Origin of the sequence: Streptomyces sp. NPDC088747 (genome assembly GCF_044751025.1) — a bacterium.
Classification (GTDB): domain Bacteria; phylum Actinomycetota; class Actinomycetes; order Streptomycetales; family Streptomycetaceae; genus Streptomyces.
This window is the reverse complement of sequence record NZ_JBIVKZ010000010.1, coordinates 265,231-286,913: the sequence shown is the minus strand read 5'-3', so window position 1 is coordinate 286,913 and position 21,683 is coordinate 265,231. Positions and strand designations below refer to the sequence as shown.

Annotated in this window: 18 protein-coding genes; 12 read left to right on the top strand and 6 right to left on the bottom strand. The window is 69.8% G+C overall.

Annotated features, from left to right (window positions below):
- Positions 1 to 71: 71 nt before the first annotated feature.
- The 9 genes from ACIP79_RS24420 to pssA all read left to right on the top strand — a co-directional run bounded on the left by ACIP79_RS24420 (position 72) and on the right by pssA (position 10,994).
- Complete coding sequence (locus tag ACIP79_RS24420; RefSeq protein ID WP_401226644.1) at positions 72 to 1,877, top strand: 3-hydroxyacyl-CoA dehydrogenase family protein; 1,806 nt, start codon at positions 72 to 74, stop codon at positions 1,875 to 1,877.
- 136 nt (positions 1,878 to 2,013) lie between these two features.
- Positions 2,014 to 2,826, top strand: a complete 813-nt coding sequence (locus ACIP79_RS24415) for a TetR family transcriptional regulator (RefSeq protein ID WP_401226642.1) — start codon at positions 2,014 to 2,016, stop codon at positions 2,824 to 2,826.
- A gap of 424 nt (positions 2,827 to 3,250) precedes the next feature.
- Complete coding sequence (gene ccrA / locus ACIP79_RS24410) at positions 3,251 to 4,588, top strand: crotonyl-CoA carboxylase/reductase (protein WP_383684304.1); 1,338 nt, start codon at positions 3,251 to 3,253, stop codon at positions 4,586 to 4,588.
- A gap of 9 nt (positions 4,589 to 4,597) precedes the next feature.
- Positions 4,598 to 6,625 carry a protein meaA gene (locus ACIP79_RS24405; RefSeq protein ID WP_401226641.1) on the top strand — a complete coding sequence of 676 codons (2,028 nt, stop codon included), beginning with the start codon at positions 4,598 to 4,600 and terminating at the stop codon, positions 6,623 to 6,625.
- Positions 6,622 to 7,593: an HpcH/HpaI aldolase/citrate lyase family protein gene (locus ACIP79_RS24400; protein WP_401226639.1), complete on the top strand. Its 972-nt coding sequence runs from the start codon at positions 6,622 to 6,624 to the stop codon at positions 7,591 to 7,593. The genes ACIP79_RS24405 and ACIP79_RS24400 overlap by 4 nt, the downstream gene beginning before the upstream one ends.
- A 5-nt stretch (positions 7,594 to 7,598) precedes the next feature.
- Positions 7,599 to 8,111 (top strand): MaoC family dehydratase, encoded by a 513-nt coding sequence (locus ACIP79_RS24395; RefSeq protein WP_383684299.1) that lies wholly within the window; start codon positions 7,599 to 7,601, stop codon positions 8,109 to 8,111.
- A 2-nt stretch (positions 8,112 to 8,113) separates the two neighbouring features.
- Positions 8,114 to 9,319, top strand: a complete 1,206-nt coding sequence (locus tag ACIP79_RS24390; protein ID WP_401226637.1) for an acyl-CoA dehydrogenase family protein — start codon at positions 8,114 to 8,116, stop codon at positions 9,317 to 9,319.
- Between the two features lie 171 nt (positions 9,320 to 9,490).
- Positions 9,491 to 10,147 (top strand): phosphatidylserine decarboxylase, encoded by a 657-nt coding sequence (locus ACIP79_RS24385; protein ID WP_401226635.1) that lies wholly within the window; start codon positions 9,491 to 9,493, stop codon positions 10,145 to 10,147.
- 28 nt (positions 10,148 to 10,175) lie between these two features.
- The gene (pssA, locus tag ACIP79_RS24380; RefSeq protein ID WP_401226731.1) at positions 10,176 to 10,994 is read left to right on the top strand and encodes a CDP-diacylglycerol--serine O-phosphatidyltransferase; all 819 of its coding nucleotides are present in this window, start codon (positions 10,176 to 10,178) and stop codon (positions 10,992 to 10,994) included.
- A gap of 106 nt (positions 10,995 to 11,100) precedes the next feature.
- Here the strand turns inward: pssA and ACIP79_RS24375 are convergent, their stop codons facing one another.
- Genes ACIP79_RS24375 through ACIP79_RS24355 form a run of 5 tightly spaced genes read right to left on the bottom strand, consistent with a single transcriptional unit; the run spans position 11,101 to position 16,114 of the window.
- Positions 11,101 to 12,366: an ABC transporter substrate-binding protein gene (locus ACIP79_RS24375; protein ID WP_401226633.1), complete on the bottom strand. Its 1,266-nt coding sequence runs from the start codon at positions 12,364 to 12,366 to the stop codon at positions 11,101 to 11,103.
- On the bottom strand, positions 12,363 to 13,469 hold the full coding sequence (locus ACIP79_RS24370) for a branched-chain amino acid ABC transporter permease (protein ID WP_401226730.1): 1,107 nt from the start codon (positions 13,467 to 13,469) through the stop codon (positions 12,363 to 12,365). The genes ACIP79_RS24375 and ACIP79_RS24370 overlap by 4 nt, the downstream gene beginning before the upstream one ends.
- Before the next feature lie 25 nt (positions 13,470 to 13,494).
- Positions 13,495 to 14,385, bottom strand: a complete 891-nt coding sequence (locus ACIP79_RS24365; protein ID WP_383684291.1) for a branched-chain amino acid ABC transporter permease — start codon at positions 14,383 to 14,385, stop codon at positions 13,495 to 13,497.
- Positions 14,382 to 15,320 carry an ABC transporter ATP-binding protein gene (locus ACIP79_RS24360; protein ID WP_401226631.1) on the bottom strand — a complete coding sequence of 313 codons (939 nt, stop codon included), beginning with the start codon at positions 15,318 to 15,320 and terminating at the stop codon, positions 14,382 to 14,384. The genes ACIP79_RS24365 and ACIP79_RS24360 overlap by 4 nt, the downstream gene beginning before the upstream one ends.
- Positions 15,308 to 16,114, bottom strand: a complete 807-nt coding sequence (locus ACIP79_RS24355) for an ABC transporter ATP-binding protein (RefSeq protein WP_401226629.1) — start codon at positions 16,112 to 16,114, stop codon at positions 15,308 to 15,310. Before ACIP79_RS24355 ends, ACIP79_RS24360 begins: the two co-directional genes overlap by 13 nt.
- A gap of 187 nt (positions 16,115 to 16,301) precedes the next feature.
- Between ACIP79_RS24355 and ACIP79_RS24350 the strand changes: the two genes are divergently transcribed.
- On the top strand, positions 16,302 to 17,507 hold the full coding sequence (locus ACIP79_RS24350) for a helix-turn-helix domain-containing protein (protein WP_401226628.1): 1,206 nt from the start codon (positions 16,302 to 16,304) through the stop codon (positions 17,505 to 17,507).
- A 98-nt stretch (positions 17,508 to 17,605) separates the two neighbouring features.
- Here ACIP79_RS24350 and ACIP79_RS24345 read toward each other — a convergent pair whose 3' ends face one another.
- The gene (locus ACIP79_RS24345) at positions 17,606 to 19,042 is read right to left on the bottom strand and encodes a sulfatase-like hydrolase/transferase (RefSeq protein WP_401226627.1); all 1,437 of its coding nucleotides are present in this window, start codon (positions 19,040 to 19,042) and stop codon (positions 17,606 to 17,608) included.
- A 279-nt stretch (positions 19,043 to 19,321) separates the two neighbouring features.
- On the opposite strand from ACIP79_RS24345, the gene ACIP79_RS24340 reads away from it, so the two are divergent.
- Together ACIP79_RS24340 and ACIP79_RS24335 are read left to right on the top strand one after the other, a co-directional pair.
- Positions 19,322 to 20,707 carry an ABC transporter substrate-binding protein gene (locus tag ACIP79_RS24340; RefSeq protein ID WP_401226626.1) on the top strand — a complete coding sequence of 462 codons (1,386 nt, stop codon included), beginning with the start codon at positions 19,322 to 19,324 and terminating at the stop codon, positions 20,705 to 20,707.
- Complete coding sequence (locus tag ACIP79_RS24335; protein WP_401226624.1) at positions 20,704 to 21,681, top strand: carbohydrate ABC transporter permease; 978 nt, start codon at positions 20,704 to 20,706, stop codon at positions 21,679 to 21,681. Before ACIP79_RS24340 ends, ACIP79_RS24335 begins: the two co-directional genes overlap by 4 nt.
- The last annotated feature ends 2 nt before the right edge of the window (positions 21,682 to 21,683 follow it).

The window sequence follows — 21,683 nt, the reverse complement described above, 5'->3', positions numbered from 1 at the left end:
CCGCACGGTGTGCGCCAGTCGGCGCACCCGCGTGCGCTCCTCAGTCGTCACCCTCTCCCTGGAGTCCCGCGATGGCCACTCCCCAGTCCCACACCCCTCCCTCCCCGCTGAAGACCGTCGCCGTCGTCGGCCTCGGCACGATGGGCACCGGTATCGCCGAGGTCCTGGCGCACGCCGGCCGCGAAGTCATCGGCATCGACATCAGCGAGGCCACCGCCGCCCAGGCGGTCACGGCGCTCGAGAACTCCACCGCCCGCGCCGTGCGACGCGAGCGGCTCACCGAGCAGGAACGCGACGACATCCTGTCCCGCTTCCGCACCTTCACCGACCTGGCCGCCGCCGCCGACGCCGACCTGGTCATCGAGGTGACACCGGAGTCGTACGACATCAAGCAGCAGGTCTTCCGCGCGCTGGACGGCATCGTGCGCCCGGACACGATCCTGGCCACCGGCACGAACGCCCTGTCCGTGACGCGCCTGGCCGCGGACTCGGCCCGCCCCGAGCGCGTCCTCGGCCTGCACTTCTTCAACCCGGCCCCGGCGATGAAGCTCGTCGAGGTGGTCTCCTCGGTGCTGACGGCGCCGGGAGCCGTCGCGGCGGTCACCGACCTCGCGGTGGAACTCGGCAAGGAGCCCGTCGCGGTCGGCGACCGCCCCGGCTTCGTCGCCGACGGCCTGCTGTTCGGCTACCTCAACCAGGCCGCCGCGATGTACGAGGCGAAGTACGCCTCCCGCGAGGACATCGACGCCGCGATGAAGCTGGGCTGCGGACTGCCGATGGGCCCGCTCGCGCTGCTCGACCTGATCGGCGTCGACACCGCGCGCACGGTCCTGGAAGCCATGTACGCCGAGTCCCACGACCGGCTGCACGCGCCCGCGCCCATCCTCAAGCAGCTCAGCGAGGCGGGCCTGACCGGCCGGAAGTCGGGGCGCGGCTTCTACTCGTACGAGGCCTCGGGCAGCGCGGACGTCGTGCGGGACGCGCTGACCCCCCTCGAAGGTGTCGCCCAGGCACCCGGGCGCACCGTCCGCTCCGTCGGGGTCGCCGGCTCCGGCACCATGGCGTTCGGTATCGCCGAGGTCTTCGCGAAGGCCGGGTACGAGGTCGTCCTCGCCGCCCGCAGCGAGGAGAAGGCGCAGAAAGCCAGGGCCCGGATCGGCAAGTCGCTCGCGCGCTCCGTCGACAAGGGCCGGATGACGGCCGAGGCGGCGGCACAGACCCTGGAGAGGATCACCCCGGCGGGCTCCTACGACGCCTTCGAGGACGTCGATCTCGCCCTGGAGGCGGTCGCCGAGGACCTGGAGATCAAGCAGCAGTTGTTCGCGACCTTCGACAAGGTCTGCAAGCCCGGCGCGATCCTCGCCACCACCACGTCCTCGCTCCCGGTGATCGCCTGCGCCCGCGCCACCTCGCGCCCCGCGGACGTCATCGGCATGCACTTCTTCAACCCGGCCCCGGCGATGAAGCTGGTCGAGGTCGTGCGCACGGTCCTGACCGCGGACGACGTGCACGCCACCGTGCGCGAGGTCTGCGCGAAGGTCCGCAAGCACCCGGTGGACTGCGGGGACCGGGCCGGTTTCATCGTGAACGCGCTGCTGTTCCCGTACCTGAACAACGCGATCAAGATGGTCCAGGAGCACTACGCGACGCTCGACGACATCGACGCCGCGATGAAGCTCGGCGGCGGGTACCCCATGGGCCCCTTCGAGCTCCTGGACGTGGTCGGGCTCGATGTCTCGCTGGCCATCGAGAAGGTCCTGCACCGCGAGTTCCGCGACCCGGGCCTCGCCCCGGCGCCGCTCCTGGAGCATCTGGTGGCCGCGGGCTGCCTCGGCCGGAAGACCGGCCGGGGCTTCCGCGAATATGCCCGGCGCTGAGGGAGAGGGCGACCGGTCCGGTGCCGGGACCGAGTGGGGCGGCCTGCTCGGCCCCGCCGTACACCCCCCGCCCGCACAGGGTGGGGGGATCCCCGGACATGCGCACTCTCCTGCACGGATGCAGTACGTTCGGGGCATGTCCCAGCCCGCCAAGTCCTCACGTACACCTGCCACGTCCGACGCGCCGGAGAGTGCGGCGGGCGGTCGCGCGGCGGCCCAGCGCCTGAAGATGCGCCGCGAGCTGGCGGCCGCGGCCATGGAGCTGTTCGCGACCAAGGGGTACGAGGCGACCACCGTCGACGAGATCGCGGCCAGGGCGGGGGTCGCGCGGCGCACCTTCTTCCGGCACTTCCGCTCCAAGGAAGAGGCGATCTTCCCGGACCACGACGACACCCTGATCCGGGCCGAGGCGGTGCTGAACGCGGCTCCCGCGCACGAGCACCCGCTCGACACGGTGTGCCGTGGCATCAAGGAAGTCATGAAAATGTACGCGGCCCAGCCCGAGATCTCCGTCTCACGCTACAAGCTCACCCGCGAGGTGCCGACACTGCGCGAGGCCGAGATCGCCTCCGTGGCGCGCTACGAGCGGCTGTTCACCCGCTATCTGCTGGGCCACTTCGACGAGCACGCGCACGACGACGACGCCAACGACGACCCGCTGCTCGCGGAGGTCGCCGCGTCCGCGGTCGTCACGGCGCACAACCACGTGCTGCGCCGCTGGCTGCGGGCGGACGGACAGGGCGACGTCGAGTCCCAGCTCGACCACGCCTTCTCGATCGTGCGGAAGACCTTCGGCTCGGGGATCGGCGCCGGGCGCGAGACCGCGTCTCTCGGGGCGCCCGCCTCCTCCTTCACGGAGGGGGACGTGCTGGTGACCGTGGCCAGGGTCGACGCTCCGCTGGACCAGGTCATGCGGACCATCGAGCAGGCCCTGCGGGAACGGTCGTAGGGCTTCCCGCTCCGCTCCGCGGCTTCGCCGCCTTCCCTTCAACCGCCGGACGGGCTCTTTTCGAGCGCGTCCGGCGTTTTCCTGCCCGAAATCGACCCCACCTGATCGATCATCGCTCAAGTGTTACGTAAAGATTTCACCTGAGCGCAACTTCTGGCACTCCGTGCCTTGTCAGGTGACACGGCGTGCCATACGTTGAAGGAGTCCGGGCGGCCGGCGTGCAGAGACCATTCGCACGCCGGCTGTCCCCGCAAGCCAATGGCGAGCGCGCCCGGACGCCTGCGTCACAGGCAACCCTCCGCGCCACAAAGCGCTGCCACCGCTCCACCTCCGCCGAACCGACGGCACCCCCCTCACATCCAGCAGCAGCACCGACGTAACCCTCAGCGTCTTCCCTCAGACGCCAGTCGCCGGAGGCAACACCGTGAAGGAAATCCTGGACGCGATCGAGTCGCGGACGGCCACGTCCGCCGACTTCGCCGCTCTCCCGCTCCCCGAGTCGTACCGCGCGATCACCGTGCACAAGGACGAGACGGAGATGTTCGCCGGTCTCGAAACCCGTGACAAGGACCCCCGCAAGTCGATCCACCTGGACGACGTGCCGGTGCCGGAACTCGGTCCCGGTGAGGCACTGGTGGCCGTGATGGCCTCCTCGGTCAACTACAACTCGGTGTGGACCTCGATCTTCGAGCCGATGTCGACCTTCGGCTTCCTGGAGCGCTACGGCAGGCTCAGCGAGCTCACCAAGCGCCACGACCTGCCGTACCACATCATCGGCTCCGACCTCGCGGGCGTCGTGCTGCGCACCGGCCCCGGCGTCAACTCCTGGAAGCCGGGCGACGAGGTCGTCGCGCACTGCCTCTCCGTCGAGCTGGAGTCCTCCGACGGCCACAACGACACGATGCTCGACCCCGAGCAGCGCATCTGGGGCTTCGAGACCAACTTCGGCGGCCTCGCCGAGATCGCGCTCGTCAAGTCCAACCAGCTGATGCCGAAGCCGGACCACCTGAGCTGGGAGGAGGCCGCCGCCCCGGGCCTGGTGAACTCCACCGCGTACCGCCAGCTGGTCTCCCGCAACGGCGCCGGCATGAAGCAGGGCGACAACGTGCTGATCTGGGGCGCGAGCGGCGGACTCGGCTCGTACGCCACCCAGTTCGCGCTCGCCGGCGGCGCCAACCCCATCTGTGTCGTGAGCAGCCCGCAGAAGGCGGACATCTGCCGGGCGATGGGCGCCGACGCCATCATCGACCGCAACGCCGAGGACTACCGGTTCTGGAAGGACGAGCACCACCAGGACCCCAAGGAGTGGAAGCGCTTCGGGAAGCGGATCCGCGAGCTGACCGGCGGCGAGGACGTCGACATCGTCTTCGAGCACCCCGGCCGCGAGACCTTCGGCGCGAGCGTCTACGTCACCCGCAAGGGCGGCACGATCGTCACCTGCGCCTCGACCTCCGGGTACACCCACGAGTACGACAACCGCTACCTGTGGATGTCCCTGAAGAGCATCGTCGGCTCGCACTTCGCCAACTACCGCGAGGCCTGGGAGGCCAACCGGCTGGTCGCCAAGGGCAAGATCCACCCGACGCTCTCCCGGGTGTACTCCCTGGAGGAGACCGGGCAGGCCGCCTACGACGTGCACCGCAACCTGCATCAGGGCAAGGTCGGAGTCCTGGCGCTCGCGCCCCGCGAGGGCATGGGTGTCCGCGACGAGGAGAAGCGCGGCCTGCACATCGACGCCATCAACCGCTTCCGGAACATCTGAGGTCCCCAGATGACTGAGCGCCAGAAGGACCGGCCGTGGCTCATGCGGACCTATGCCGGTCACTCGACCGCCGAGGCGTCCAACGAGCTGTACCGGCGCAACCTCGCCAAGGGCCAGACGGGTCTCTCCGTGGCCTTCGACCTGCCGACCCAGACCGGGTACGACCCCGACCACGTCCTCGCCCGCGGCGAGGTCGGCCGGGTCGGCGTGCCGGTGTCGCACGTCGGTGATATGCGCCGGCTGTTCCAGGACATCCCGCTGGAGCAGATGAACACCTCGATGACCATCAACGCCACCGCCATGTGGCTGCTGGCGCTCTATCAGGTCGTCGCCGAGGAGCAGGGCGCCGACATCACCCTGCTCCAGGGGACGACGCAGAACGACATCGTGAAGGAGTACCTGTCGAGGGGGACGCACGTCTTCCCGCCGGTGCCCTCGCTGCGGCTGACGACGGACATGATCACCTACACGGTGAACCACATCCCCAAGTGGAACCCGATCAACATCTGCAGCTACCACCTCCAGGAGGCGGGAGCCACCCCGGTCCAGGAGATCGCGTACGCGATGTCCACCGCGATCGCCGTACTGGACGCGGTGTTCGCCTCGGGACAGATCGCCGAGGAGCGCAAGGGCGACGTCGTCGGGCGCATCTCCTTCTTCGTGAACGCGGGAGTCCGCTTCATCGAGGAGATGTGCAAGATGCGGGCGTTCGGGCGGATCTGGGACAAGATCACGCGCGAGCGGTACGGCATCGAGGACCCCAGGCAGCGGCGCTTCCGGTACGGCGTCCAGGTCAACTCCCTCGGCCTGACCGAGGCCCAGCCGGAGAACAACATCCAGCGCATCGTGCTGGAGATGCTGGCCGTGACGCTCTCCAAGGACGCCCGCGCGCGTGCCGTGCAACTGCCCGCCTGGAACGAGGCGTTGGGCCTGCCCCGGCCCTGGGACCAGCAGTGGTCGCTGCGCATGCAGCAGGTGCTGGCCTACGAGAGCGACCTGCTGGAGTACGCGGACATCTTCGAGGGCTCGCACGTCGTCGAGGCCAAGGTGGCTTCCCTGGTGGACGATTCGCTCGCCGAGATGGACCGCATCGAGGAGATGGGCGGCGCGATGGCCGCCGTCGAGTCGGGCTACCTGAAGTCGCAGCTCGTCGCCTCGCACGCCGAGCGCCGGGCCCGTATCGAGGGCGGCACCGACAAGATCGTCGGCGTCAACATCTTCGAGACGACCGAGCCGAACCCGCTCACGGCCGACCTGGACGCGGCGATCCACACGGTCGATCCGGCGGTCGAGGCCCGGGTGGTCTCCGCGCTCGCGGACTGGCGCGACACCCGGTACCAGCCGCCGTTCAACCACCCGCGCCCGTGCAAGGCGCTGGAGCGGCTGAAGGAGGCCGCCAAGGGCACCGACAACCTCATGGAGGCCACCCTGGAGTGCGCCCGCGCCGGGGTCACGACCGGCGAGTGGGCCGGGGCCCTGCGCGAGGTCTTCGGCGAGTTCCGCGCCCCCACCGGTGTCTCCTCCGCGCCCGTCGCGGTGACCGCCGAGGAGGGCACCGCGATGGCACTGGTGCGCCGCAAGGTCGAGGTGACCGCCCACGACCTCGGGGTCGGCAAGCTCCGCTTCCTGGTGGGCAAGCCGGGCCTGGACGGGCACTCCAACGGCGCCGAGCAGATCGCCGTGCGGGCCCGCGACGCCGGGTTCGAGGTGGTCTACCAGGGCATCAGGCTCACGCCCGAGGAGATCGTGGCCGCGGCCGTCGCCGAGGACGTGCACGGCGTGGGCCTGTCGATCCTCTCCGGATCGCACGCCCAGCTGGTCCCGGACGTGCTGGAGAGGCTGCGCGAGGCCGGCGCCGCCGACATCCCGGTGATCGCCGGCGGGATCATCCCGAACGCCGACGCCGAGCTGCTGCGGGCCGCGGGAGTGGCCGCCGTCTTCACCCCGAAGGACTTCGACATCACCGGAATCATCGGCCGTATCGTCGACGAGATCCGCAAGGCGAACAAGCTCGACCCCCTGGAGGTCCCCGCATGACCAGCCCCGCCCCCGTGAACCGGCTTCGCCCGCGACGCTCCTGTCTCGCGGTGCCGGGAAGCAACCCCCGCTTCCTGGAGAAGGCCCAGGGCCTCCCCGCGGACCAGGTCTTCCTGGACCTGGAGGACGCGTGCGCGCCGCTGGCCAAGCCCGAGGCGCGGCACACCATCGTCAAGTTCCTCAACGAGGGTGACTGGACCGGCAAGACGAGGGTCGTGCGGGTCAACGACTGGACGACCGAGTGGACGTACCGCGATGTCGTGACCGTGGTCGAGGGCGCGGGCCAGAACCTCGACTGCATCATGCTGCCGAAGGTGCAGGACGCCCAGCAGGTCGTCGCCCTGGACCTCCTGCTGACGCAGATCGAGAAGACGATGGGCTACGAGGTCGGCAGGATCGGCATCGAGGCGCAGATCGAGAACGCCAAGGGCCTGGTCAACGTCAACGAGATCGCGGCCGCCTCGCCGCGCACCGAGACCATCATCTTCGGCCCGGCCGACTTCATGGCGTCGATCAACATGAAGACCCTGGTCGTGGGCGAACAGCCGCCCGGCTACGGCGCGGACGCCTACCACTACATCCTGATGAAGATCCTGATGGCGGCCCGCACCTACGACCTCCAGGCGATCGACGGCCCCTACCTCCAGATCCGCAACGTGGACGGCTACCGCGAGGTCGCCCGGCGCGCCGCGGCCCTCGGCTTCGACGGCAAGTGGGTCCTGCACCCCGGCCAGGTAGAGGCGTCGAACGAGATCTTCTCGCCCTCCCAGGAGGACTTCGACCACGCCGAACTGATCCTGGACGCGTACGAGTACTGCACGTCCGAGGCGGGCGGCAGGAAGGGCTCCGCGATGCTCGGCGACGAGATGATCGACGAGGCCAGCCGCAAGATGGCGCTCGTCATCTCGGGCAAGGGCCGGGCAGCCGGTATGCGGCGCACGTCCAAGTTCGAGATCCCGGAGGCCTGAGCACCATGCAGTTCGGACGCACCTACGAGGAGTTCGAGGTCGGCGCGGTCTACAAGCACTGGCCCGGCAAGACGGTCACGGAGTACGACGACCACCTCTTCTGCCTGCTGACCATGAACCACCACCCGCTCCACATGGACAGCAACTACGCCGAGAGCACGACCGACTTCGGGAAGAACGTCGTCGTCGGCAACTACATCTACTCGCTGCTGCTCGGCATGTCGGTGCCCGACGTGTCCGGCAAGGCGATCGCCAACCTGGAGGTCGAGTCACTGAAGCACGTGGCGCCGACCTTCCACGGCGACACGGTCTACGGCGAGACGACCGTCCTCGACAAGACGCCGTCGAGGTCCAAGTCGGACCGCGGCATCGTGTACGTCGAGACCAAGGGCTACAAGCAGGACGGCACGCTGGTCTGCGTGTTCCGCCGCAAGGTGATGGTCCCCACCGAGACGTACATCAAGGAGCGCGGCGGCGAGCAGCCCGGCCGCCCCCGGCTCAAGGAGCAGGAGAAGTAACCATGGCGCGACTCGCCCAGACCGCCGGCCTCACCGACATCCAGCGGGAGATCCTCTCCACCGTCCGCGACTTCGTGGACAAGGAGATCATCCCGGTCGCGACCGAGCTGGAGCACCGCGACGAGTACCCGCAGGAGATCGTCGACGGCCTCAAGGAGTTGGGCCTCTTCGGGCTGATGATCCCGGAGGAGTACGGCGGTCTGGGCGAGTCGCTCCTGACGTACGCGCTGTGCGTCGAGGAGATCGCCCGCGGCTGGATGTCGGTCTCCGGCATCATCAACACCCACTTCATCGTGGCGTACATGCTCAAGCAGCACGGCACGCAGGAGCAGAAGGACCACTTCCTGCCGCGCATGGCGCTCGGCGAGGTGCGCGGCGCGTTCTCGATGTCGGAGCCGGCGCTCGGCTCGGACGTCTCGGCGATCACGTCGAAGGCGGTCAGGGACGGCGACGACTACGTCCTGAACGGCCAGAAGATGTGGCTGACCAACGGCGGGACGTCGACGCTCGTGGCCGTCCTCGTGAAGAGTGACGAAGGACACCCGGAGGGCACCGCGGCCCACAAGTCGATGACGACCTTCCTGGTCGAGAAGGAGCCCGGCTTCGGCGAGGTCCGCCCCGGCCTCACCATCCCCGGGAAGATCGACAAGATGGGTTACAAGGGTGTCGACACCACCGAGCTCATCATGGACGGACTGCGCGTTCCGGCCAATCGTGTACTCGGCGGCACCACCGGCCGAGGGTTTTACCAAATGATGGACGGCGTCGAGGTGGGCCGCGTCAATGTGGCGGCGCGTGGTTGCGGAGTCGCTCAGCGTGCCTTCGAGCTGGGCGTCTCGTACGCCCAGCAGCGTCACACCTTCGGCAAGCAGATCGCCCAGCACCAGGCCATCCAGTTCAAGCTGGCCGAGATGGCTACCAAGGTCGAGGCCGCCCATGCGATGATGGTCAACGCGGCACGCAAAAAGGACTCGGGAGAACGAAACGACCTCGAAGCGGGGATGGCGAAGTACCTCGCCTCCGAATACTGCAAAGAGGTGGTGGAGGACGCCTTCCGGATCCACGGTGGCTACGGCTTCTCCAAGGAGTACGAGATCGAGCGCCTGTACCGCGAGGCGCCGATGCTGCTGATCGGCGAAGGTACCGCCGAGATCCAGAAAATGATCATCGGGCGCAGGCTGCTCGAAGAGTACCGACTCCAGGGATAGTTGTCCCGGTTAGGGGTGTTTCCTTCGAGAAGAACATCACACCCCGTCAGCACTCTTCAGCCGCCGACTCGGCTTCCTGGCTTACCCAGTTGTGGCCCGCGACCGGTACGATTCCGGGAAAGCCGCCGTCCCCCGTTCTCAGCGCGGCATCATCCGCTACGAAGGTCATCCATGCCCCACAGCCAAACCTCTGCACCTCGCGACAGCCTGGTCGGCGTACGCCTCGCGCGCGGAGCATCGCCGTGGCTTCTCCCGACCGTTGCCACCGCAGCACTCAGCCTGGTTCGCGCCCGCCACTCCGGCGCCGCCAAGGCCGTCGCCGTGCCCGCCACCGCGCTCGCGGCGGGCATGCTGTGGTTCTTCCGCGACCCCGAGAGAGAGATCGCCCAGGGCCGGGTCATCTCGCCCGCCGACGGTGTGGTGCAGAGCATCATGCCGTGGAAGGACGGACGTACCCGCGTCGCGATCTTCATGAGCCCGCTGAACGTCCACGTCAACCGTGCGCCGCTGGCCGGCACGGTGACATCGGTCGAGCACATCCCCGGTGGGTTCGTCCCGGCGTTCAACAAGGAGAGCGAGAACAACGAGCGCGTCGTCTGGCACTTCGACACCGAACTCGGTGACATCGAGATGATCCAGATCGCCGGCGCGGTCGCCCGCCGTATCGTTCCCTACATCCCTCAGGGTACGAAGGTCGAGCAGGGCGACCGGATCGGTCTGATCCGTTTCGGCTCGCGCGTCGACATCTACCTCCCCGAGGGTGTCGAGGTGGACGTGGAGGTCGGTCAGAAGACCGTGGCTGGGGTGACTCGAATTGACCGTGATTGATCCCGAGACGCAGGCCCGCACCGGCTGGGTGCCGGAAGCCGACGAGGCGGACGACGAAGAGGAGATGCCCCTCTCTCTCCGCCTCTCGATAGCGGACACCCTCACCCTGGGCAACGCGACGTGCGGCTTCATGGCGGTGTACTTCACCACCACCGGCATCCTGATCCCGCACCTCACGGGCAGCCAGGAGACCGGCATGGCGCGGCACAGCGCCGCCACGGCCGTCATCCTCATGCTGTGCGCGGCGGTCTTCGACCTCTTCGACGGCCTGGTGGCCCGCAAGCTCCGCTCCTCCCCCATGGGCGCCGAGCTGGACAACCTGTCCGACCTGATCAGCTTCGGGCTCGCCCCGGCGTACTTCGTGCTGGTCTACGGCATGGTCGCGGACGACGCCCATCAGCGCATGGCGGCGGTGGGGGCCATCGTGGTCCTCCTCGCGGTCGTCCTGAGACTCGCGCGCTTCTCCTGCGTCACGGTCAAGGACGGCACGTTCCAGGGCATGCCCTCGCCCTTCGGGGCGCTCACCGTGGTCTCCATCGTGCTGCTGGAGCTGCCGTTCGTCGCCACGCTCATGGCGATCGTCGGCACCGCCTGGCTGATGGTGAGCCGTGTCGAGTATCCGAAGCCGCGCGGACCCCTCGCGGTGGCGATGCTCTCCTGGATCGTGGTCTCGATGGGGCTGCTCGCCGCCTGGGCGTTCGACGCTCCCGGTGGTCAGCTGCTGCTCCAGACCGGCTGCGCGCTCCAGCTCGTGACGGGCGCGGTGATCCCGCTCTTCGCCACCGCCCGCCGGGTGAACAACTTCCGGGGCAACCGGCGCGACGCACGCGCGGCCCAGCTGCCGTAGTTCCCAGGACCGCATGACCGAAGGGCCCCGAACCGGATTCCGGTTCGGGGCCCTTCGTCGTTGCTGTCACGCGCCCTGTGTGCGGCGCTCCAGGGGCGTCAGGGCGTCACCCGGCGGGTGTGTAACCCTCCGCCGCCGCTGCCGCCGAGGCCGCCCGTACGACCGTCATGCCGCCCACCGCCTTCTTGTCGGGCTTCAGGATGACGCTCTGGTTCGAGGACGGCGCCTTCGGGTCGCTGAAGTCCTGGACCACGCCGAAGCCCGCGTCGAAGCCGTAGAGGGTCAGCAGGGCCTTGTCGACGCCCTCGCGGGTGAGGTCCTTGTTGACGCAGGCCTTCTTCAGGGCCTCACCGAAGGCGGCGGCCGCGGTCCAGCCGGCCACGATCCCGTTGTCCAGGGAGTCCTTCGGATACGCGGCCTTGTAGTCGGCGACGAGTTTCTTGGCCTCCGGGGTGTCGCCTCCGATGGGGAGCGAGGGAGAGGCCACGTAGTAGTTCGCCGTCAGCGCCGGTCCGGCCGCGGTGGCGAGCAGCTGCGGGGCGTAGGCCGAGTTGTTGCCGATGATCGGCACGTTGAACCCGCCGGCCGCCGCGACGCCGACCAGCGAGGCCGCCTGGCGCGGGCCCGCGCTGATCACGACCGCCTTGACGCCCGCCTGCTTGAGGGCGGCCACCTGGGCGGTCATGTCGTTGTCGGTCGGCTTGATCTTCTGCTCGACGACGGTGAGGCCGGACTCCTTCGCCATGTACTTGGAGCCGACCAGGGCGTTCTCGCCGTAGTCGCCCTCGAAGTACACATGGCCGATCTTGTCGCCCTTCTTGAGGCCCTTCTCCTTCATCAGGAAGTCGATGGCGTTGATCGTCTCGATGTCGTACGTGGATCCGATGACCCGGATGTAGGGGCTGCCCAGCAGGGAGCCGGACCAGGCCTGCGGCAGCACCAGGCCCTTGTCCTGACCGTCCACGCGCTGTTTCACGGCCGCGACGAACGGTGAGCCGATGAACTGGGTGAAGCCCAGCACCTTCGGTGCCAGCTCGGTGTAGCCGGACACCGCCTTCTGCGGGTCGTAGCCGTGGTCGCGCACGGTGAGCGCGACCTGGTAGCCGCACACACCGCCGTCGGCGTTGAGCTGCTTCACGTAGAGCTGCTGGGCCTGGGTGACGCTCTTGCCGAGCGTGGCGTAGACGCCGGTCATGTCGGTGAGCGCGCCGAGGGTGATGGTCTTGCCGGAGATCCCTTCTCCGGTCTTCACCCCGCCGGCGGCGGCCGTCGCCTTGTCGTCGTCGTCCTTGGCCTTGGAGCTGCAGCCGGACAGCACGAGCAAGACGGCCAGCGATCCGGCGGCCGCCCTTGCCACGTATGTCGTTCTCATCGTTCCTCCCCTGAAGTGGCCCCTGCGATGGACCTTGTGCTGGGCTTTGGTTCGGGCCGGGTGTCCGGCCCGGAGCGACGGCGGGCGGCCACCCCGACCAGGCCGCCCGGCAGGAAGAGCACCACCGCCACCACGGCGGCGCCGTAGAGGTACCGGGATGCCTCGCCGGGTGCGATCCCGCCGGTGCCCGGGTCGGAGACCAGGGGCAGCGCGTCGCTGTAGCGGGTCAGCAGCTGGGGCAGCAGGGAGACGAACGCCGCCCCGATCACCGCCCCGGCCACCGAACCGAGTCCGCCGATCACGATCATGGCGAGGTACTCCAGCGAGAGGATCATGCCGAAGTAGTCCGGCACCGTCCGCTGGAAGATCAGTGCGAGCAGGACGCCGGCCAGCCCCGCGTACATCGAGGACAGCACGAAGACCGCGGCCCGGTAGCGGGCGACCGGCACGCCGATCACCCCGGCCGCGATCCGGTGGTCGCGGATCGCGTTCATGGCCCGGCCCGGACGGCCCCGCAGCACCCCGCGGGCGAAGAGCGCGCCGCCGAGGAGCAGGACGAGTCCGGCGTACCAGAGTTTCTCCGCGGAGCCGAACGGCACGTTGGCGACGAGGAGTTCGCTGTCGTCGAAGGTGAGGCCGAAGAGGCTGAGGGGCGGTACGTCGCGGCCGTTGAAGCCGCCCGTCAGGTCACGCGCGTTGAACAGCACGTGCTGGCCGATGAAGATCAGGGCGAGGGTCGCGATGCCCAGATAGGCGCCGCGCAGACGTCCAGCGATGGGGCTGAACAGCCCGCCCGCGACGCCGGCGGCCACTACTCCCAGGACGGCGGCGAGCCAGGTCGGCAGGCCGAGCCCGGTGAGTCCGTCTCCCCCTTCACCGGCGAACACGCAGTAGCCGTACGCGCCGACCGCGAGGAAGAAGGCGTGCCCCATGGAGAGCTGCCCGGTCGCTCCGGTGAGGAGGTTGATGCCGATCGCGCCGATCCCGGCGGCCATCGCGAACAGGCCCGCCTGGAGCCAGAAGCGGTCCAGGTAGAAGGGCAGGACGAGCAGGAGGACGGCGCCCGCGGCCCAGACGTAGGTACGGGTGCGGGTGAACCACAGCGGCCGGGCGCCGCTCTTGACGGCCTCAGACACGGGCCAGCTCCTTCGTGCCGAACAGCCCGGCGGGCCGGATGAGGAGGATCGCGACCATCACGAGGTACGGGGCCAGATCGCCGAGTCCCCTGCCCAGGAAGGTCAGATCGCCTTGGTAGCCGGTGGCGAGGGACTCCGTCACCCCGACCAGCAGGCCGCCGACCAGCGCGCCTGTCGTGGAGTCGAGCCCCCCGAGGATCGCGGCCGGGAATGCCTTCAGGGCGGCGAGCGAAGTGGCCCGTTCCAGGCCCGGGGTCGGAAAGACGGTGAGGAACAGGGCGGCGACGGCGGCGAGTCCGCCGGCCACCGCCCAGGCGCTGAGCGAGACCCGCCCCAGCCGTATGCCCATCAGCGCGGCGGTCTCCGGGCTCTCCGCGGCGGCGCGCATCGACACGCCCCAGGAGGTGTACCGGAAGGCCAGCAGGAAGGTGGTGATGAGCAGGGCCGCGGCGACGAACGCGGCGATCCGGGTGTGCGCGAGGGAGACCGGTCCGAGGGTGAGCACGGAGGTGCCCCACGGGTCGCCGAGCGGCAGCACGTCCGTGCCGATCCTGCGGGTCAGTTCGGTGGTGAGCAGGATGTCGACGCCGATGGTGACGATGGCGAGGACGCTCTGGTCGGACCCCCGGTAGCGGCGCATCACCAGGAACTCCACCGCCGCTCCCACCAGCGCGGCGCCCAGGATTCCGGCGAGCAGCGCGGGCCAGAACCCGATGTCGTCGTGGAGGACCGCGGTGACGTATCCACCCGCGAGGAGAAGTGAGGCGTGCGCGAAGTTGACGACCTCGGTGGCGCGGAAGATGACGACGAAGCCCAGGGCTATGAGGGCGTAGACGGAGCCCAACGAGAGCCCGTTGAGGAGAAGTTCGGCGAAGGTACTCATTTGGCGGTCTCCTCGCCGTCGGTTCGGTGGCGGTGGCTCTTGACGGGGTGCGCGTCGGCGACTTCGTCGGCTACGGGCTGCCCGTCGGCGGCTTCGTCGGCTACGGACCGGTCGCCGCGAGGTCGCCCGTCGGCGGGCTCGTCGTCCGAGCGTTCGCCCAGGTAGGCCCGTACGACCGCCGGATCGTTCTGTACGTCGGCGGGGGCGCCGTCCGCGATCCGGCGGCCGAAGTCCAGTACGGTCACGGCGTCCGCGAGCCGCATCACCACCCCCATGTCGTGTTCCACGAGCACGATCGAGATGCCGAGGCTGTCGCGGACGCCCGCGACGACCGCGGCGGTGCGCCGGCGTTCGTCGGCGGTCATGCCGGCGACGGGCTCGTCGAGGAGCAGGAGCCGTGGCTCCATGCACAACGCGCGCGCCAGTTCGGCGAGTTTCTGCTGTCCGTAGGGGAGTGAGCCCGCCGGGCGGGCGAGTTGATTCTCCAGTCCGACGAACTCGGCTATCTCCCGCACCCGTTCGCGGTGCCGGCGCTCCTCGCGGGCCGCCGACGGCAGCCGTAGCCCGGAGGCCACGAAGCCGCTGCGGGTCAACCGGTGCCGGCCGAGGAGCAGGCTGTCCTCGACCGTGGCGTGCGGCGGCAGCGCGAGGTTCTGGAAGATCCGGGCGACGCCGAGGCCCGCGATGCGGTGCGGGGGCAGGCCGGTCAGCTCCTGGTCGCCGAAGCGGACGCTGCCGGAGGCGGGCCGGTAGACACCCGAAAGGACGTTGAAACAGGTGGACTTCCCCGCCCCGTTGGGGCCGATGACCGCGTGCACGGTGCCGGGGCGGACGGTGAAGCTCACGGAGTCGAGGGCGGTCAGGCCGGCGAAGCGGACCGTCAGGTCCCGCACTTCGAGGGACGGAACGTCCGGCACGGGCTTCACCCCTCCCACCGGGACAGTGTCGGCAGGGTGCCGCGCGTCGGCGCGGCGTCGGCCGCCGCGTCCTCGTCGACCACGCCCAGATAGCGGCGGCGCACCTCGTCGGAGGCGGCGAGTTCGTCGGCCGGCCCCGACAGGGTCACCTCGCCGACCTCTAGGACGTACGCGCGCGAGGCGAGCCGCAGGGCGAGCGCCGCGTTCTGCTCGACGAGCAGCACCGAGGTGCCCTGCTCGTTGATCTCCCGCACGGTGTCGGCGATGCGCTGTGCCATCAACGGGGCGAGGCCCAGGGAGGGTTCGTCGAGCAGGAGCACCTTGGGCGCGGCCATCAGCGCCCTGGCCACGGCGAGCATCTGCTGTTCCCCTCCGGACAGCAGTCCCGCGCGCTGCTGGGCGCGTTCGGCGAGTACGGGGAACAGGTCGTGCACGCGGCGCAGTGCCCGCGCCCGCTGTTCCCGGCCGCCCGCCGAGCCCAGTGCCCCGGCGCGCAGGTTGTCCGCGACCGTCATCCGGGCGAACACCCTTCGCCCTTCAGGCACTTGGGACACTCCCGCGGCGACCACCCGGTCCGCGGAAACCCGGTCGATCGGCTGTCCGCCGAGACCGATCGTGCCGCCGGTCACCGCTCCCCCATGGAAGGAGAGCGTCCGGCAGATCGCCCGCAGCAGTGTCGTCTTCCCGGCGCCGTTGCTGCCGAGAACGGTGACCACGGCTCCTTCGGGTACTTCAAGAGACACCTGGCGCAGTGCGCGTACGGGGCCGTAGCCGACCGAAAGGTCCCTTACGAGCAGAGCGGAACCGCCCATGACCTTGCCACCTCCCCATCTCCTCACTCGGTGTGGCGCTCACCTCAGCATCGGCACAGGCGCCCGTCCACGGGGTTCGGGCGATACGCGGCGGGTGCCCAGAGGTGGTGGCCGGCCGTTGTGCACGCGCACAAGACCGCGTGTCAGGGGCCTGTCGAAGGTGCCGTGCGGGTGACATCCTCCGGCCATGGGAGGGCGCCGACCGCGGACCGGTCATGACTGGAAGCTGCTCGCGGAGTCCTGCACGGCTCTGCTGGAACGGCTGCCCGAGCTCGTCGACGAGCATCTGCGGCAGCTCACCGAATATTCCCCCGTCTATGGACAGGTGCTGCCGCACGACCAGCAGTGGCGGGAGGCCGAGGCCGCCATGCGCGTCGGCATCCAGACGCTCTCCGCGCCGCGGGACTCGCCACGCCGCGATCTGGAGCACGCCGAGGACACCGGCAGGCGGCGGGCCCAGCAGGGGCTTCCGCTGGAATTGCTCGTGCACTCCTACCGTGCCGCGGGCTATCTCGTCTGGGACGCGCTGATGGAGGGCGCGGTGGGGCTGGCGCCCGAGCGGATCTCGATGCTCATGCGCTCGGCGACCATGGTGTGGTCGGCGGTGGACGCGCAGGCCACGGCCGCCACCGAGGCGTACCGGGCCACCGAGGCGGAGCTGCGGCGGCGCACCGACGAACAGTTGCAGGCGCTGCTCGACGCCCTGCTCGAGGGGCAGCAGTCACCCGGGCTCGCCGCGCGGGCCGCCGCCGGGCTCGATCTGCCCGAGAAGGGGCAGTACGCCGTGGTGGTGCTGCGTGGCGAGCGCCATGACAGCCGCGACACCTGTTCGCGGCCGCTGGTGGGCGCGGGGCTGCGTTTCATCTGGCGGATGCGGGCGGACTGCGAGGTGGGAGTGGTGGCGCTGGACGCCGGGCAGGGGCTGGACGAGGTGGCCCGGCTGCTCGACGGACGGTGCCAGGGGCCGGGCGGGATCAGTCCGGTGGTGGCCGGGCTCGCCGAGCTGGGGCGGGCGCGGCGGCTCGCCGAGCTGGCGTTGCGCACCTGCACGCCGGACGCCCGGGATGTCGTACGGCTCGACCAGCGCATGCCGACCGCACTCGTGGTGAGCCAGCCGGAGCTGGCGGGGCGCCTGGTGGCGGACGTGTTCGGCGCCCTCCTCGAACTGGAGCCCGGCGACCGGGCCGTGCTCCTTGAGACCCTCGACGTGTGGCTGGCCTGCGAGGGCTCGGCCGGGCGCGCCGCGGGCCGGCTGTACTGCCACCGCAACACCGTCTTCAACCGCCTCCGGCGCCTGGAACAGCTGACCTCACGGTCACTGGCCCGGCCCCGGGACCTGATCGAGATGACACTGGCACTGGACGCGTACCGGTTGCCGGGGGTGGGGCGGTGAGGGATCCACGCCTTTGCCGGTGTCGCCCGTTGGCGGGTTGGTCCTGGTGAGGCGGTCGGCCGAGGGGAGTTGAGGATCGCCCCGGCCCGCCGGCTCGGTCAGCCGGCGGGTGGGGGTTCGAAGGCGGTGGGGAGTGAGCCGGGGGCGACCGGGGTGCGCTGGCCGGTGCCGGCCACGGGGAGGCGGGCGCCGTCGAGGGTGGGATCCACGTGGGCGGCGAACCATTCGTCCAGCCGGGCCGCCAGCCTCTCGCGGGTGGTCCGGCGTTCGGGGACGCCCGCGAGGTTGAGCTCCTCGCCGGGGTCGGTGGTGAGGTCGTACAACTCGTGTGGCCCGTGCGGATAGCGGTGGACGTATTTCCAGTCGCGGGTGCGGATCATGCGGACCGGGCCGTACTCGTCGTAGACGACCACCCGGTCGTGGCCCGAGGTGTCGCCGGTGCCGTCGAGGAGACCGGCGAAAGACCGGCCGGGCAGGGGCCGCAGGGCCGGGTCGGGGACGAGCGGGTCCAGGCCGAGGTGATCGAGGAGGGTGGGCAGCACGTCGTACTGGGAGAGCAGGGCGTCGCTGACCCGGCCCGCGGGGATCCGGCCGGGCTGGGCGACGAGGAACGGGACCAGGACGGAGCTGTCGTACATGTTCTGCGGGAAGGTGCCGTTGCCCTTGCCCCAGATGCCGTGGTGGCCGGCGTTGAAGCCGTTGTCGCTGGTGAAGATCACCAGGGTGGATCCGGTGAGGCCAAGGGCGTCGAGGCGGTCCAGAACGCGGCCGATCGCGGCGTCCATCGCGGTGGTCGCCGCGAAGTAGCCGATGAGGGCCTGCCGGGTGTCGGCTTCGCCGCCGACCGGGGAGCCGTCGGCGTCCAGGGGCTGCCAGGGGTGCGGAGTGCCTTGCGGGCAGGTGTCGAAGGGGCAGTCCTTGTACAACGCCGTGTACTGGGGCGGATGTTGGTCCTTCCACGGCTTGTGCGGGGCGGTGAAGTGCAGGGAGAGGTGGAAGGGTTCGGGGCGGTCGGCCTCGGCGGCGAGGAACCGTCCGGCGTCGTCGGCGAGGGCGTCGGTGAGGTAGGCGGGTTCGCTGGTGCGCACGCCGTCGCGGTACATGGGTGCGCCCCGGTAGGGTCCGCCGCCGCTCTCGTGGGCGTACCAGTGGGTGAAGCCCTTGCGGGGGCGGTCGTTGGCGCCGAGGTGCCATTTGCCGCTGAGGCCGAGGCGGTAGCCGGCGTCGGCGAGGAGGTCGGTGAAGAGGGTCTGGCCGGCGAGGAAGTCGATGCCCGTGCGGCCGGTGTGGTGGTACGACAGCCAGTCGTGGACGCCGTGCTGGGACGGGAGCCGGCCGGTGAACAGGGAGGCGCGGGCCGGTGAGCAGACCGGTGAGGTGCAGAAGAAGCGGCTGAGGCGGAGCCCGCCCGCGGCCAGGGCGTCCAGGCGCGGGGTCTGGATCTCGGTGTTGCCTGCGCAGCCGAGCGCCCAGGGGCCCTGGTCGTCGGAGAGGACCAGCAGGACGTTGGGGCGGGCGGGGTCGCGGCTTGCCATGGGTGCGGGTCTCCCGGTCTCGGTGTGGCGGGTGCCCGGAATCATTGGCGTGGATCAGCCTCTCGGTCAACTGTTCCAGCCATATGAACACGACATGACCTCCGGCGACACCTGCTGACGGAATGCCATAAAGACCGTCACCTGTGGGGTGATTCGCAGATTCATATTCGATTCATTACGCACAGAAGCCGTTGACTACCTCATGACATGGCACGAATCATTTGGCCATTCCTTCCCTCGCTTCAGGCCACCATCGGCCCCCACTACAGGAGCGCGCCCATGTTCGCTGCCGACAAGCCCACGGCCCCCGGAGGGCCCGGCCGGGCCCCCGGCCGGAGTCCTCTCACCGCCGCCCGGACCTTCAGCCGCCGTTCGGTGCTGGGCACCACCCTCGCCGCCACGGCCGGCCTGGCCGTCGGCTGCGGCAACGACTCCGCGGCCACCGGGGACGGCTCCTCCTCGTTCACCTACTGGTCCATGTGGAAACAGGACGAACCCCAGGCCACCGTCATCAAGGCGGCCATCGACCAGTTCACCAAGGACACCGGCGTCACCGTGGACGTGCAGTGGAAGGGCCGCCAGGTCGTCCAGCAGCTCGCCCCCACCCTCAACACCTCCAACGTCCCCGCCGACCTGGTCGACTCCGCCGACCGCTTCGCCTACGCCCAGCTCTACGCCACCGGCCAGGCCCTCGACCTGACCCCCGTGCTGGGCCTCGCGGTCCACGGCGAGAGCGGCAACACCGTCGGCAGCGTGGTCCCGGCCAAGTATCGCGACCTCGACACCACCGACGGTGTCCTGTGGCAGCTGCCCTACGAGGTGCTCACCACTCAGATCTGGTACGACGGCCATGCCCTGCCCGACGTCGCCGCCCAACCCCCGGCCACCTGGGACGAGTTCGCCGCGCTGCTGTCGACCCGGCGCCGCAGGCGGGGTGACGGGCCGCTCGCATTGGACGGCGACATCGCCGACTACGCCGCCTACTGGACGTACTACGCGGTGCTGCGCGGCCTCGGCCCCGGCGCGTTCGGCAGGGCGGCCGCCGACAAGAGCGGCGCCCTGCTGAAGGCGGACGGGTTCGTGGACGCTCTGGCGAGGATCGAGGACCTGGTCAAGGGCGGCGACTTCGCCAAGGGCTACGACGGCTCCAAGTGGCCCGCGGTCCAGCAGAAGTGGGCCAAGGGCAAGTCGGACTTCCTGCTGCTGGGCACGTTCGCGCCCAGCGAGACCGCGGAGTTCGCGGGCTCCGGCTTCACCTACCGCTCCTTCCCGTTCCCCGCGTTCGCCTCCGGAGGAGACGCCTCCCAGGACATCTCCCTGATCGGCTTCTCGATACCGAAGAAGGCGCGCAACGCCGCCGCCGCGCAGAAGTTCCTCGCCTACTTCTTCGCCAAGAAGCACCTGGAGGGCATCTCCAGCAAGGCGAAGAACCTCACCCCACGCGAGGACATCACCGCCCCCGCCGAACTCGCGGACGCGCAGAAGGCCCTCGCCTCCGGCACGGTCGTCAAGACGCTCGACGGGGTGAAGGAGACCGCGGCCGAGTGGTACACCAAGGTGTTCCAGCCGCTGAACACCAAGTTCCTCACCGGCGGCCTCACCGCCGAGGACTTCGCGAAGAAGCTGTCCTCGGACTCCGCCGGCTACTGGAAGACGGCCGCGTGAGCGCCACCGACACGGCGCCCGTCGCCGCGCCGGACCGCGCCCGCACCGGACGGCGCCCCGCTGCCGTCCGGGCGGCCGGCCGGCCGAGCCCGCTGTCCGCCCGCCGCAAACGCCTGTTCTGGCCGCTGCTGCTGCCGGCCGTCCTGGTCTACGTGGTCTTCTTCGCCGGACCCTCGCTGTACACGCTGTGGCTGAGCCTCAACGAGTGGGCGGGCGCGGGCCCCATGACCTTCGTCGGCCTGGACAACTACCGCCGGATGTTCCAGGACCCGACGTTCCATCACGCCTTCGCCAACACCCTCTGGATCATCCTGGGCGTGGGCGCGGTGACCTTCCTGACCGCCTTCGCGCTGACGATGTTCCTGCGCGACATGAAGGGCCGTAAAGCGGCCCGGTCGATCCTCTTCTTCCCCAACATCGTGCCCAGCGTCGTGCTGGCGATCCTGTGGGGCTTCCTCTTCCAGAGCGACGGACTGGTCAACGCCGTCGCCCGGGTCGCCGGAGTGGACGAGCCGCCCAACTGGCTCGGCCAGGAACACCTGTTCTCGGTGATCATGATCGGTCTGGTGTGGACGTCGACCGGCTTCTACACCACCATCCTGATGGCCGCCGTCGACCAGATCCCGCCCGAACTGTACGAGGACTGCGAACTCGCCGGCGCGAACACCTTCCAGAAGTTCCGGCACGTCACGCTCCCCCTGATGTGGGACGTGGTCGGGGTGTGCGCGGTGCTGTGGACGATCTCCGCGGTCAAGGTCTTCGAGTTCATCTACGCCTTCGCCGGCGCCGCGGGCCAGATGCCCGACACCGGCGTGTGGAACACCGCCCTCTACACCTACGGCGAGGCCTTCGCCTCCGGAGGTGTCCCCCGCTACGGCTCGGCAGCCGCGAGCGCCGTGGTGATGCTCGCCCTGGTCGCCGTACTGGTCGCCCTCGTCCGCAGGGTCATGCGCCGCGACTCCGTGCAGTTCTGACC